11 protein-coding genes and 2 pseudogenes are annotated in these 14119 nt (G+C 58.0%); 9 read left to right on the forward strand and 4 right to left on the reverse strand.

Annotated elements, in window-relative coordinates:
• Positions 1–178: 178 nt before the first annotated feature.
• Together GR197_RS25980 and GR197_RS32885 are read left to right on the forward strand one after the other, a co-directional pair.
• Entirely contained in the window at positions 179–1144 is a 966-nt protein-coding gene (locus tag GR197_RS25980) for an SDR family NAD(P)-dependent oxidoreductase (RefSeq protein ID WP_164014811.1), read from the forward strand.
• A 65-nt stretch (positions 1145–1209) separates the two neighbouring features.
• Positions 1210–1527: pseudogene (locus GR197_RS32885) on the forward strand (winged helix-turn-helix domain-containing protein); the annotation flags it as partial.
• Positions 1528–2122: 595 nt separating this feature from the next.
• Here the strand turns inward: GR197_RS32885 and GR197_RS32890 are convergent.
• From GR197_RS32890 to GR197_RS26000, 3 genes and pseudogenes are all read right to left on the reverse strand, one after another.
• A pseudogene (locus GR197_RS32890) lies at positions 2123–2695 on the reverse strand (4-hydroxythreonine-4-phosphate dehydrogenase); the annotation flags it as partial.
• An 11-nt stretch (positions 2696–2706) separates the two neighbouring features.
• Positions 2707–3681 (reverse strand): 4-hydroxythreonine-4-phosphate dehydrogenase PdxA, encoded by a 975-nt coding sequence (gene pdxA, locus GR197_RS25995; RefSeq protein WP_164014813.1) that lies wholly within the window; start codon positions 3679–3681, stop codon positions 2707–2709.
• Positions 3678–4892, reverse strand: a complete 1215-nt coding sequence (locus tag GR197_RS26000; RefSeq protein ID WP_246724692.1) for a four-carbon acid sugar kinase family protein — start codon at positions 4890–4892, stop codon at positions 3678–3680. The genes pdxA and GR197_RS26000 overlap by 4 nt, the downstream gene beginning before the upstream one ends.
• Positions 4893–4996: 104 nt before the next feature.
• Between GR197_RS26000 and GR197_RS26005 the strand changes: the two genes are divergently transcribed.
• On the forward strand, positions 4997–5866 hold the full coding sequence (locus GR197_RS26005; RefSeq protein WP_164014815.1) for a LysR substrate-binding domain-containing protein: 870 nt from the start codon (positions 4997–4999) through the stop codon (positions 5864–5866).
• 143 nt (positions 5867–6009) lie between these two features.
• Here the strand turns inward: GR197_RS26005 and GR197_RS26010 are convergent, their stop codons facing one another.
• Positions 6010–6678: a FadR/GntR family transcriptional regulator gene (locus tag GR197_RS26010; RefSeq protein WP_164014817.1), complete on the reverse strand. Its 669-nt coding sequence runs from the start codon at positions 6676–6678 to the stop codon at positions 6010–6012.
• 217 nt (positions 6679–6895) lie between these two features.
• Between GR197_RS26010 and GR197_RS26015 the strand changes: the two genes are divergently transcribed.
• From GR197_RS26015 to GR197_RS26040, 6 genes are all read left to right on the forward strand, one after another.
• Positions 6896–8539, forward strand: a complete 1644-nt coding sequence (locus tag GR197_RS26015) for an ABC transporter ATP-binding protein (RefSeq protein WP_164014819.1) — start codon at positions 6896–6898, stop codon at positions 8537–8539.
• A gap of 57 nt (positions 8540–8596) precedes the next feature.
• On the forward strand, positions 8597–10267 hold the full coding sequence (locus GR197_RS26020; protein WP_164014821.1) for a peptide ABC transporter substrate-binding protein: 1671 nt from the start codon (positions 8597–8599) through the stop codon (positions 10265–10267).
• Positions 10268–10338: 71 nt separating this feature from the next.
• Positions 10339–11289, forward strand: coding sequence for an ABC transporter permease (locus GR197_RS26025; protein WP_164014823.1), 951 nt, complete (start codon positions 10339–10341; stop codon positions 11287–11289).
• Between the two features lie 32 nt (positions 11290–11321).
• Positions 11322–12200: an ABC transporter permease gene (locus GR197_RS26030; protein ID WP_164014825.1), complete on the forward strand. Its 879-nt coding sequence runs from the start codon at positions 11322–11324 to the stop codon at positions 12198–12200.
• A gap of 182 nt (positions 12201–12382) precedes the next feature.
• Complete coding sequence (locus GR197_RS26035) at positions 12383–13717, forward strand: NAD(P)/FAD-dependent oxidoreductase (protein ID WP_164014827.1); 1335 nt, start codon at positions 12383–12385, stop codon at positions 13715–13717.
• Between the two features lie 126 nt (positions 13718–13843).
• Positions 13844–14119 (forward strand): acetyl-coenzyme A synthetase N-terminal domain-containing protein (locus GR197_RS26040; protein WP_348643299.1); only part of this gene is annotated, 276 nt, incomplete at its 3' end.

Consider the following 14119-nt stretch of genomic DNA (forward strand, 5'->3'; position numbering starts at 1 on the left):
CGGCTTGAATCTGAGGCAATCCCCGTTGGGCCAATCTGACTTCTTGCCGAGTTAGGCAGATCGAAAATTTCGGACTGCTGCTATACAAGAAACGTCTGTAGAGCTCCCCGCATCATACCGCCGGTGAAGTCTCCGACGAAGCCTGTTTCGGTCCACCAATAGGTTCTGGAGAAGTGCGATGTACGAAACTCAGACGCTGCTCCACACACGGATCGATGCCGCTGTGACTGGGGCCGAAGTCATTCGCCACGTGGACCTTACCGGGCGGGTTGCGTTGGTAACCGGCGGTTCTTCCGGCCTCGGTCTCGAGTCTGTCCGAGCGTTTGCATCATCGGGCGCCCAAGTATGCGTTCCGGCTATTGACCCCGTCGCTGCCAGAGCCGCTTTGAGGGGCATTAAAGGAGTAGATGTCTGGCCCATTGACCTGTCGAACCTCGGCTCTATCAAAGTTTTCGCGAACGCGTTCCTTGAGCGTCGTCGCAGCCTTGATCTCCTGGTCCTTAACGCGGGCGTCATTGCGCAGCCGCTGTCGCGCGACCAGCACGGCCGTGAGCGCCACTTCTCGGTCAATTACCTCGGACACTTTCACCTGACGGCGTTGCTTTGGCCGGCTTTGCTTGCGGCAGGGAAATCCAGGGTCGTCATCCTTTCATCGCGCGCTCACCAGCTGTGCGAGGTCGATTTCGACGATCTCGATTTCGTGCGACGACCGTACGACAAGTGGATGGCTTATGCTCAATCGAAAACCGCTAACGCGCTCTTCGCAGTCGCGCTCGACCAGCGCGGCCGCGGTCATGGGGTCCGCGCCTTCTCCGCACACCCGGGAATGATTGTCACCCCAGGAATTCGCCATCTGACGAGGGCCGAGTTCGATGCAGTTGGCGCTCTGGCCCAGGATGGGACGCCGGTAATCGATCCGGCAAACGACAAGAAGACCGCCGAACAAGGAGCGGCAACGACAGTGTGGTGCGCAACTGCTCCCGCGCTCGAGGCCACAGGGGGCGTCTACTGTGAAAACTGCGATGTTGCGTCCGTGGAGCCCGAAGAGAGGTTCGGAGTGCGCCCGTATGCCATCGACCCAGAGAGAGCCGAGCGGTTGTGGCGCATTAGCGCGTCGCGCACTGGATTAGACATCGGTACTTGAGCCACAATGGCTGACGCCGTAAAGTACTTTCCGCATAAAAGAATAGCCGCAAAGGAAGGTATTGAATGCAAGGGCAGGCTGACCTGACGGCAATCGCTACCATAGAGCTGGCAACAATATTTGGGTCCTTCTTCCTCTATCCTGCGCGTCATCTTCTACTCAAAGGCGATGAACCTGTCACCATCGGTTCGCGAGCGCTCGAAATCCTTATCGCATTGACGGAACGCGCGGGCGAGCTCGTAACGAAGGACGAACTGATATCGCGGGCCTGGCCTGGAGCCACAGTCGAAGAGTCAAATCTCAGAGCGCAGATTGCCTTGCTCCGAAAAGTGCTCGGTGACGATCATGCCGCTGCGCGATACATCGCCGCCGTGCCTTCACGAGGCTATCGCTTCATCGCTCCTCTTTCACGTGCTCAAGGTGACACCGCGACAACCGTAACGGCTGCACCGAACAATCTGCCAAGACTGCTGACGCAGCCCATCGGGCGGGAACAGGCGATCAGGGTTGTCGAAGGGCGCTTCCAACGGTTCCGTCTTGTAACCATAGTAGGACCAGGTGGGATAGGAAAGACCACCGTAGGCCTCAGCGTGGCAGAGCGCCTGGCATCATCGTACGAGCACGGCTTGTGTTTTCTGGACTTGGCACCGATTTCGAACCCCCAAGCACTGCCCTTCATGCTGGCTTCGCAGCTCCGTCTGAACGACACGTCCCATGATCCCACCATGCATCTGGGCGCGCACCTTCGTGATAAGCGTATGCTGCTCGTGTTCGACAGCTGCGAACTGGTCCTCGACGGCGCGGCCCGGCTTGCAGAAACGTTGCTCCGTGAAGCACCGGAGATCGGTATCGTTGCCACCAGTCGCGAGGCGTTGCGGGTCGAGGGGGAGAGTGTCTACAGGCTTCCATCTCTGGATATGCCACCTCCGGCGGCTGGTCTCACCGCCGCCGACGCATTGGAGTTTCCGGCTATCCGCTTGTTCGTCGAGCGGGCGATCTCCTTTCAGGGCTGTCGATCGATCCGGCAACAACCACAGGCTTGGCCACGGCCTCGCACACCCGCGCCATCAGCGCTTCGACATCGCCGCCGAAGCGATAGGCGAGCAGATCGAGACCGCTGACACCGTTGATCGCCGTCAAATGCCGGGCACTTTCCACAATTGTCTCGATCGTCCCTTCGAGCTTGCTTGGATGACCGACAATCTTGCCGGGGAACGGATAGTACCCGATGTTTCGGCCAGCAATAACTGGGAGAACGACATGCGGTCGAGTGCCACCCATCAAAATGTCGACGCCAAGGTCGACCGCGGCCTGCGCGGATCGTCGCTCGCTCTCCTCGTCGAGGCTGACCACTTCGAGATAGAGCGTGGCACCCGCCGCCTTGATTGCCGAAGCAAGGCCCAAGAGTTTATCGAATGGCAGGCCAATATCCTTGAACCCCACATGTCTGATGCCGGCGGCAAGCACATCCTGGAGGCGCTCGGCCGCGTCGGCAACGGTGCGGTCCTGGTTGGTCAACATAAATATGAAGTCGGGAGAAGTCTGGGGCATCGAAAGCGCTCCTAGATTGCGTTGAGAAGCAGCGCCTGATCGAAGGCGTAGCGAAGTGAGGAATGGTCGGCCGTACCTTGGCCCGCGATGTCGAATGCGGTGCCGTGATCGACGCTGGTACGGATGAAGGGCAGGCCGATGGTGACATTGACGCCGTTGTCAATGCCGAGATACTTGACCGGAATGAGGCCCTGATCGTGATATTGCGCAACGACGATGTCGAACTCGCCTTTGCGGGCTCGCATGAAAATTGTGTCTCCGGGCCACGGACCGGATGCGTTTATTCCGCGCTCCTGAGCTCGGCTGATGGCTGGCGCGATAATGTCGAGATCCTCCCGACCGAACATGCCGTTTTCCCCGGCATGGGGGTTGAGGCCGGCGACGGCAACGCGGGGAGAAGTAATGCCATAGGCCTTGCTTGCCCTGTGCGCCAATTCGATCGTTCTAAGGACGGAATCCTGCGTCACGAGGTTGATGGCATCACGCAACGAGACGTGGATCGTAACCAGGATCACACGCAATTCGTCGTTTGCCAGCATCATCGCAAACTGGTCGGTCCCTGACCGTTCTGCAAGAATTTCGGTATGCCCGGGATAATTGAGCCCGCCCATCTTCATTGCTTCCTTGTTAATCGGCGCGGTAACGATTGCCCCGATGTTACCTGCCAGCGCTTCGTCGACCGCTCTCACGACATAGTCGTAGCTGGCACGGCCAGCGCGAGCGTCCACCTGGCCGATCGGCAAATCGTCCGGTAGGTTGGAAACGTTGAGAACGGGTATGAGTTTTGTATCTGAGACAGCGTCATTGACTGACGCGATGGGCTGCACCTGGAGAGCAAGGTCAAGGGCTCGGATAGCACGTTCCATCACCTTGGCGTCACCAATCACCACCGCTTGCTCAGGCAGTCCGTCCGCGAAAACGCGAGCGACGATTTCAGGGCCGATCCCGCAGGGATCGCCCATTGTTATTCCAATTGGCTTCTTCATTTCTTATCTCCAAGCCAAAGGCCCCGAAGCAACTCGGCTGATTTCAGCAGAACATTCGACGAACCGAAGCCGCCTGCCTTTGTGATGATGTGAATAGGATGCGATCCGGTCGTGCGGCCGATCGGAATTCCGGGCTCGATCTCGCCCAGAAGATCCAGCGAACCAATCTCAAGTTCTCTCAACACGGATTCGGCAGTGTCGCCGCCTGTCAAGAAGAGCCCGGTCACGGGATGAAGGTCCATAATCGCGCGCACTGCCTGGCCAAGAGCCATCGCGACGGACCTAGGCTGAGCCGACGTTCCACCCTCAGATGTGGTTAGAATGACATCTCCGCTGGATACAGATTGGCTGTATTGCGCAAGGGCGCTTTGGGCCGCGAGAACGGGAGAGCGAGATGCCTCTTCGGCGTTGACCGTGATCTGCTGGACATTGCCAGTGCCTATCAGCCTTGAGCATTGCTCACGGTTCAGCGGATTGATACTGCCGATGACGAAGAGGTTCAGCGGTGCCGGGGCGGTCGACAGTGCGATGTCATCAGCCCAACCGACATAGTCTGCCAACGCGGTCGCCAGTCCCGGAGACCCGCACCAAAGGATGGACTTCGGATCCGCCGCCGATTTCACCAGCAGGGCCAGATCTTCCTGAATTGCCGCATCGGCTATCAGCAATTTCCGACCATCCGCGATAAGTTCGCCGGACTTCAATGCTCGGATTTCGGCAAGCCCGAGAAAACGCACTTCCGCGTCTGGGATACCTCGAAACAGAGGGCGAAGATGCGAGTCGGTTATGGGGTGAAGCGGGTCCTTTGCGAATTCTGTGTTCTCCACCGGCATCCCACGAAGAAGCTGACGCCCTCCTTCAGTGGTCCTCCCACCTCCCGGGAAAGCCGGAGCGACAATTGCAACAGCCCGACCGGAGGCCGCGAGCGCAGCCATTATTTCAGCTCCGAGGTGGCCCCGAATGGTGGAATCGACGGTATTGTAAAGAATATCTGCGGACATCAGGCTTTTTGCCACCTGGGTCGCCCGATCGACGGCGTCCTCAACGGATGCTGCGCGGCTTACCTTATTCACCGAGACAATCGCGACATTTTCCGGAGGCGATCCCCGATGATCCGTAAAGACAACGCATCTGTGCCCCATGCTCACGAATGGCGCGGCGCCATCCGTTGCACTAGTCAGATCATCGGCTAGAATTCCTACCTTCAACATCGCTGTCTCGTCGGCTTTTTTGTGACGACGAGGATGTTAGCGCTATTGCTTCTGACGAAAAAACGATGAATTCTGACAGAAATCCGTAACTTCAAGTCACAGATATGGCCGCACGATTCCCTTCATTATCCGCACTGAGAGTCTTCGAATCCGCTGCACGTCATTTGAATTTCGGGCGCGCCGGTGATGAATTGTTTGTGACGCACAGCGCCGTCAGCAAGCAGATCCGTGTGCTTGAGGAAGATCTGGGAGTGGCCCTTTTCGAACGAAGAAACAGGGCCGTTTTCCTCACGGAGGGGGGGAGACGCCTGCTTGTTACGATGAGTGAGGTGCTCCGCCAGATCGGCGATTGTTGCGACGAAATAAGAGGTGGCGGCTCGGCACCGTTGGTGGTCTCGTGCGAACCGACATTCACGCAGCGCTGGCTGATCCCTCGCCTCCCGCAATTCAATGCACTTCATCCGGATGTCGAGGTTCATGTATTGGCCGCTGGCGGTCCGGTGAGCTTTGACAGGAGCCATATCGATTTGGCATTGCGGAGAAGCGATTTTTCCTGGCCTCCGGAAATCTTTATGGAAACGGTGGTCGAAGAGCGGGTCGGCCCCGTATGTGCGCCCCGCCTGTTGGTTCCCGGCAGCGATGATATTCTCTCCTTGCCTCGCATTCATTCGGCTACGCGTCGAGATGCATGGTCGCGGTACATCGCGGATAACCAGATTGGAGATTCAAATTCCCCCGGCAACCAGGTCTTCGAACATTTCTATCTAAGTATCGAGGCGGCAATCGCTGGCTTAGGTGCTGCAATCGGTCCAGAGCCGTTGGTAGCCGATGCTGTAGAAAGTGGGCAATTGGTGGCGCCGCGGGGATTCTCCGGCAACGGATACAGCTACATCCTTTTGAGCCGCCTCCCGTTCGAAGGCGATGCTAGGAAACGAAACTTCCTCTCCTGGCTTCGACGGCAGTTTGGTCCCTGAAGCGCGCAGTCTGCTCAACACCTGAGGCTGCTCCGCTACGTGAGATAGTGGGGCGAGATGAGCGACATGGTGGAGATCGCAGCCGAAAGGGCCGCAGCGGACAACGCGACAACGTGCTTTGATACCAATCGCTCAGACCAAGTTCAGATGCTGGGGCCTAGTATGTTTGCTCTGGCTTCGATGATATGGTCGTACATGTTTCGCTCAGCCTCTCTGCTGTCGCGGTCTTTGATTGCATCAAGAATCGCCTGATGGCTGACGATATAGGTCGCCATGCGCTCAGATGTCAGCGATTGCTCTTTCATTTTCCCCCAGAGGTTTCCCGCCCGTACTGCGTGAATGCCTTCATAGAGCGAGGCAAGAAGACCGTTACGAGCGGCTTGGACGATGATGCGATGAAAAACGGCGTCCCATTTCTCGAATTCAACCAGTGTTTCCGACGTGCTGCCTCGTGCGATTGATTTCTGCATTTCTTCGACTTCCTGCCTCGTCGCCCGTAGCGCTGCCAAGGCAGCAATCTTGGGTTCAATGATCAGCCGAGCCTCAAACACTTCCGCCGGATAGGTGCGCAATGTGTCTCCCTCATTGGTTGCCGGCCGGCGAAGGGCGCTGGAGCTTACGCCGCTGCCGGCGATAAAGGTGCCTCTGCCAACGTGCCTGATAAGGCGGCCTTCCTTCTCCAACGAACTGAGCATCCTTCTGAGGGCGGTACGCGGCAGCCCGAGTTTCAGCGCCAAGTCACGCTCGGGAGGCAGGCGATCGCCTGGTTCCAGACCTTCCGCCTCAATGAAGTCCTTCAACACCACGCTCATGTGACCTCCACGAGAAATATTTTGTGAAACCAATTTGATCTATATTGACACCAATGGCAAGACCAATCTTATATTGATCATCGAACCAACGCCGATTGGTAGCGAATGGTGCCGAGTTCAGGAGCTGTGCGCCTGCTCGACGGGACTATGCGGCAGCATGCATAAATCGGCGACAAAATTTCAAACGAGAAGCTGCATAGATAAGGGAGCTAGACCGATGGCCGTTATGACAGAGGCTGCTACATCAGGCGACGCAGCGCTTTCTGTGCGTGCCCTGACAGTCGACTTGCCGAAAGGCATGGAGCGGGCTCATGCCGTCGAAAACGTCTCGTTCGACCTCAAGCGTGGTCAGATCCTTTGCATTATCGGTGAGTCTGGGTCGGGCAAGTCGGTAACGGCAAACACGATCATGGGGCTCTTGCCCAAGATAATTCCAGTCTCGTCGGGCGCGATCAATCTCGATGGAACGACCATCGTCGGCGCGCCGGCAAAAAAGCTGCGCCAGCTGCGTGGCCGTGTCGTGTCCATGATTTTTCAGGATCCGCTTTCGGCGCTTAACCCGCTGATGACGGTCGGCGAACAGGTTACCGAAGTGATGGCGGCCCATGGAGTGGGTACGAAAGCCTCGCGTCGTTACCGCGCTCTCGAGTTGCTAACCGAAGTCGGCCTCCCCGACCCAGAACTCATGTACCACCAGTACCCGTTCCGGCTTTCTGGCGGACAGCGCCAGCGGGTCATGATCGCGATGGCGCTGGCCCTCGAGCCGACCGTTCTGATCGCAGACGAACCAACGACAGCGCTCGACGTAACCACCCAAGCGCAAATCCTGAAGCTCATCCGTGACATTCAGCGGCGCAAGGATATGAGCGTCATGTTTATCACCCACGACTTCGGCGTCGTGGCCGAAATTGCCGACAGCGTGGTGGTGATGGAGAAAGGGCGGATCGTCGAGCAGGGGAGCGCCGATCAGGTTCTCAAATCCCCCAGCCATCCCTATACCCAGCGCCTGATCGCGGCTGTTCCGCGCCTCACCGGCGAAGACAGAAAGCTCCATGCGCAGACAAGCGACGAGACCATCCTGACGGTCCGTGGACTGTGCAAGACCTACCGCAGCGGCAGCGCCCTGTTCGGCAGCCAGCGTGTCGTGCCTGCGGTGCAGGACGCGTCATTCACGTTGGCTGCAGGCTGCACCCTCGGCATTGTCGGCGAAAGCGGCTCGGGAAAATCGTCATTGGGACGGCTCCTGATCAAGCTTCAGGATAGCGACAGCGGTCAGATCCTGTTTGAGGGTAAGGATATCGTCAAGCTCTCGGAATCCGAGTTTCGGCCGATGCGCCCTCGAATTCAGATGATCTTTCAGGATCCCTTTGCCTCGCTCAATCCGCGTTCCACAATCGGTCAGATACTGACCGTCGGGCCCGTCGCACATGGTATGCCTTACGCACAGGCGCGCGAAGAGGCTCGGGCTTTGCTTTCCCACGTCGGTCTCGATGCCGGCGCCTTCGGCCGTTACCCGCACGAATTCTCGGGCGGGCAGCGCCAGCGCATCGGCATTGCTCGGGCTCTGATGTTCAAGCCCAAGCTGCTCATTGCAGACGAGGCAGTCTCCGCGCTCGACGTGTCGATCCAGGCCCAGATTCTCAAGCTGCTTGACCAAATCCAGCGCGAAACGGGCATATCAATGATCTTCATCACCCACGATCTTCGTGTCGCCAGTCAGATCTGTGACGAAATTGCGGTGATGCAGAAAGGCCGGGTCGTCGAGCGCGGCCCGCCGTCTCAGATCTTCCTGAAACCCCAATCGGATTACACGCGTGAACTTGTGGCTGCAATTCCGGGAGAAAGCCGAAGAGACAATTGAGAAAGTTCAATTACCTCCTGGCAGTAACTTCCTAATGAGCAAAAGAGAGGGAATAAAATGACAAAAGATTCTACGACCAAAACGGACTATTCTCGGCGCGACGCACTGCGCTTGATGGCAGCAAGCGGGATTGCTTGCTTTGTTGCTCCAAATCTGATTGGCAAGCCTGACTTTGCCCTGGCTGCCGACAAGAAACCTGCGGGTCGCGTGGTGGTCGGGCTTTCACAGGAACCGACCGTCTTCAATCCGCTGATGCCTCATATCGAAACGGACGATGCGGTACACTTCTCGCTCTTCGACGCCCTCTTTCGCATGGATCCCGGCGGCGTACTCCAGCCCAATCTTGCGGCAGAAGTGCCCACGCAAAAGAACGGCGGCATCTCCGAGGATGGCCTGAACTGGCGCGTCCGCCTGCGTGACGATGTTCGCTGGCATGACGGCCAGGCCTTTACGGCTGAGGATGTGAAGTTCACCCTTGAACTGATCACCAATCCGAAATTCCGCGCGTGGCGTACGGGCGGCCATTCACTGGTGCGTGACCTCACGGTGGTCTCGCCAACTGAAATCACCTGGCGCATGGAGCAGGTTTTCGCGCCTTACCTGTCGTTTCTCACCGAAACCTTTATCGTGCCGAAGCACCTTCTCGAGAAGGAAGCTGATCCGAACGCAGCAGCCTTCAATCAGGCACCCGTTGGTACCGGTGCTTTCAAGTGGAGCCAGCGTGTCGCCGGCGACCATCTCGAACTGGCGGCGAACCCGGATTATTTTGGGGACGGCCCGTATCTCGAACAGGTCATATTCAAATACATTCCTGACCAGACGGTGCTTTACACCCAGTTCAAGAGTGGTGACATCGACCTCACAGACCAGGCGTACATTACGCCCGACCACTACGACGAAGCCAGCAAATTGCCCGGCCGTGTGGTCAGCTTGGTGCCCGGTGCCTCCGTCGAGTCGCTCTATCTCAATCTCGAGCGGCCGCAGTTCAAGGAACTAGCGGTGCGCCAGGCACTCTATGCCGCCATTGACAGAAAGGCGATCATCGACGCGCTCTATTTCGGCGTGGTCACAACCACAGAAACCTTCATGCCGAAGGAGTCGTACTATTTCAATCCGAACCTTCCGGCGCAGGAATTCAATCTTGACGCCGCACGCAAGCTCCTCGACGACGCCGGCTGGGTACCGGGGGCGGATGGTATCCGTGAGAAGAATGGAGTGAAGCTGGCGTTCAACAACTCGACGACATCTGGCAACAATCTCCGCGAGCAGGTGCAGCAGTTCCTACAGCAGACATTCGCGGATATTGGCGTCCAGATGACCATCTCGAATTTGCCGGCCGCTGTCATGTTTGGCGAATTCTGGCTTAAGTCACAGTTCGACACGGCGATCTCGGGTGTCACCCATCTGATTGCCGCAGACCCAGACGCCACCAACCGCCTTGCCAGCAGCGCGATTGCCGCGAAGGGTGGAAAGGGATCGAACGTCGGCCAGTATTCCAATCCGGAAGTGGATGCGCTGCTCAAGAAGGGTGCCCAGACCTTCGATCCGGAAGCACGTCGTGAAATCTACTACCGTATCCAGGAAATTGTGCGTCAGGACCTTCCCTTCCTTCCGCTGTTTGCCGCCACCTATGTGGTTGGCACGAAGGAAGGCCTTGAAGGTTGGATACCGAATACGAACACGCGCACGGCATCATGGCATGCTGCCGGCTGGCACTGGAAGAGCTGAGTTAACCTAACGTCGCCGCCGCTGCGCGTCGCGGCGGCGGCCTCTATTGGCGCTATCACAGGGAGAGCTCAATGCGTAGCTTCCTACTTAACCGGTTCGCTCAGAGCCTAGTACTGCTCCTGATCGTTTCCGTCATTGGCTTCGTGGTTCTCAACCTGATTCCCGGCGGCCCCCTAGCGCAATTTGGGCTGGATGCGAGCATGACCCAGGATGACTTGAACCGACTGGCGGAGCAGTTGGGCCTAAACCGTCCCCTGTGGATTCAGTATCTGGATTGGGCTTGGCGCCTTTTGAAAGGGGACTGGGGCCATTCCTTCCGCGATGGCGTCCCAGTTCTCCAGGTGATTGGACGACACTTCATGGCAACGCTGTTGCTGATGGGATCGTCCACCGTTATCGCGATCGCCATCGGAACGTGGATCGGTGTTCGTGGCGCCATAAGGCGTTATTCGATTTTCGACTACATGGCGACAGTCGGTGCGATGGTGGCCCTTTCGATCCCGACTTTCTGGTTCGGCCTGATCGGCATTTACGTCTTTTCGCTGAGACTTGGCTGGCTGCCAGCCGGCAACATGTACACGATCGGCGACGAGTCCGTTTTTAACTATATCCACCATCTCATTCTGCCCAGCGTCGTGCTCGCGCTAGTGCATGTGGCCATCTGGAGTCGCTACATGCGGTCCGCTACTCTCGACGTTATCAATCAGGAATTCATCAAAACGGCCCGCGCCAAGGGCCTGAGCGAGCGCCGCATCCTGATGAAACATGTTGTCGGCAATGCCCTCCTGCCGATGATCACGCTCCTTGGGATGCAGCTTCCCAGTGTCCTGACGGGTGCTTTGGTCACCGAGACGGTGTTTACCTGGCCGGGCATGGGGCGCCTGTTCCTCGACAGCCTCGGCTACAGTGACTACCCGGTGGTTATGGGATTGCTCATGTTCTCGGCGATCCTTGTCGTGGTGAGCAACCTTGCCGCCGACATCGTTGTCGCCATCATTGATCCCCGTATCCGTCTGAGTTAAGCGCCATGAACGCTCATCAGGAGTCAGCCATCATGACTGCCATTGCCGCAAATTCGCCCCGGGAGCGCTGGTGGAACAGCCGAGCTGCGCACCGTTTCATGAAGCACCATCTGGCCCTCATCGGCATAGTGATGATCGCTCTCCTGACGCTGGCATGCGTTTTGGGACCCCATCTATTGCCATACGATTCGCTCTATATCGATCTGCGCGCACGCTTCGCTCCGCCGCTGAGCGGCCAGCATTATCTGGGCACCGACCCGCTGGGACGAGACCTGGCCGCCCGGTTGTTCATGGCGGGCCGGATTTCGCTCCTGGTGGGTTTCTCGGCGATGCTGTTGTCGACGCTGATCGGAACCCTTGTCGGCGTGGTGGCGGGATATAGGGGTGGCTTGGTCGGCACGGTGCTTATGCGTGCCGTGGATGGCTTCCTTTCCTTCCCGTCCATCTTCCTCGTGCTTGCCCTTGCGGCTGCGCTGAAGCCAAGCCCGATCATGATTACCGTCGTCATCGCTGCCACAAGCTGGATGGAGGTTGCCCGCATTGTCGAGGCCGAGGTTCGATCCCTGCGCGAGCGGGAATTCGTGCTGGCCGGCCGCATGCTGGGACTGAGCGCAACACATATTATGTTCCGCGAGATCCTTCCCAATGCCGTCGGTCCGATCATCGTTGCTTCAACCCTGACTGTTGCCCGGGCGATCCTGATGGAGGCCTACATCAGCTTCCTCGGCTATGGAATCCAGCCGCCGCTGCCCAGCTGGGGTAATATGCTCAACGGCGCGCAGCAATATCTGGGTACCGCACCGTGGCTGGCGATCATTCCCGGCGCCGCCATAACGATCGCTGTAACCAGCTTCAATTTCATCGGCGACGGGCTGCGCGATGCGCTCGATGTTCGCGGTGATCAGAGCTGAGAAAAAACACCATGTCGCGCGCCACCAAAAGAGACCGCTGACCTGCACGCCAAGTCGGCGGAACAGAGGGCGTCATCGCCGCCGCCAAGCGTCGGAATGTTCTGTGTTCACGACGACTGATTATTGAGCTTTATCGTTCCTGTCGGAGATGACTGGAGCACGATTCCAGAGGAATAGAGACTATGCCGGTCCAGGTTCAGAAAGTAAGTGATAGCGCCTCTTTTCCAACCCAGGTCGACGTCGTCGTCATCGGGGCGGGGATCGTGGGTACCTGCACGGCCTATGAGCTCGCCCGCAAAGGGGTATCCGTTGCTCTGCTCGAAAAAGGCATCGTCGGTGGCGAGCAGTCGAGCCGGAACTGGGGATGGGTCCGCCAGCAGAACCGGGACCTCTTTGAACTTGCGCTTGCCATGTTCAGTCTGCGGCGCTGGGAAGAACTGAGCACCGAGATCGGTCGCGATCTTGGCTTTCGTCGAAGCGGGATACTTTACTGTACGAAGAGCGAGTCGGATGTCGCCCGTTGGGAAAAGTGGGGGCAGGCTGCACGCGTTCAAGGATTTCATAGCCAGATACTCAGTGCGTCCGAGGCCAATGAGCGGGCTTCGGGCGGCACATCGTCCTGGGTCGGCGGCGTTTGGTCTCCGACGGATGGGAGAGCTGAGCCCAGCCTTGCTGTGCCTGCCATCGCCGACGCCGCGAAGGAAAACGGCGTGTCGCTCCACCAAAACTGCGCAGTTCGGGGCCTCGACATTGCCAACGGCCGGGTGACAGGCGTGTGGACAGAGCGAGGACTTGTGAAAGCCAGCACCGTTGTTTGCGCTGGCGGAGCATGGGCTTCCCGGTTTTCACATCGATATGGCATCGAGCTGCCGGTCGCAAACATCTCCGGGACCGCAATTAAGACAACTCCCGCGCCCGAGGTCATTCAAGCAGGATGCCTCTCGGCTTCAAACTTCGTGTTGCGGCGTCGTACAGACGGCGCCTACACGATTGCCGTACCGGGACGTGGTACGCTCGACATCACTCCGCGGGGGATGCGACACGCAATCAAATTCTACCAGATGTACCGCAGCAAGGTCGGCAAGAAGCTCAAGTACCGCCTCAAGAGCAGCTTCTGGAGTGGCCCAGATGCCATTGGCCGTTGGGAAAACGATGAGATCTCGCCCTTCGAAAAGCACCGCATTCTGGATCCGGCGCCCGACATGGACCTTGTCAAACTCGCTTTGAAGAACCTTGAACGCGAGTACCCGGCGCTCAAAGGGATTAGGGTCGAGCGCGCGTGGGGAGGGCTCATCGATACCTCTCCGGACCTCGTTCCGGTTATTTCGAAAGTGGAACAGCTACCTGGTTACGTGATTGCCGCCGGCTTCAGCGGACATGGGTTTGCTATCGGACCGGGCGCTGGCCGACTGGCGAGCGAGATCGTCATGAACGAGACCCCGATGACAGACATCTCACCCTACAGGTTGAGTCGGTTCCTCGACGGTTCGCAGATCAGGCGTCCCGAAATGATGTAGCTGTCGAGGTCGGCTGCAATCCAAGCCGACATTGCGTCGACATATGAATCGGACAGAACTGGATTCAAGATCCTCGTCAATCGGACGAAAATGCGCCTCTGGGAGCCACTAATAAGGAGTCAAACCGTGGTCCTCGAACGCTACACCGTTCCTCGCCTTATCCGGGACCTTGCATTCATAGACCGGGAAAAGTACCTGAAATGGTACGAGGAAAGCGTCGAGAACCCCGACAAATTCTGGGGCAAACACGGCAAACGGATCGACTGGTTCAAGCACTATACCAAGGTCAAGAACACGTCCTTTACCGGCAAGGTCTCGATCAAGTGGTTCGAGGACGGCCAGACCAACGTCTCCTACAATTGCATCGACCGCCATCTGAAGACCAATGGCGACCAGGTGGCG

Source organism: Rhizobium phaseoli, from assembly GCF_010668805.1.
GTDB classification, from domain to species: Bacteria; Pseudomonadota; Alphaproteobacteria; order Rhizobiales; family Rhizobiaceae; genus Rhizobium; species Rhizobium phaseoli_A.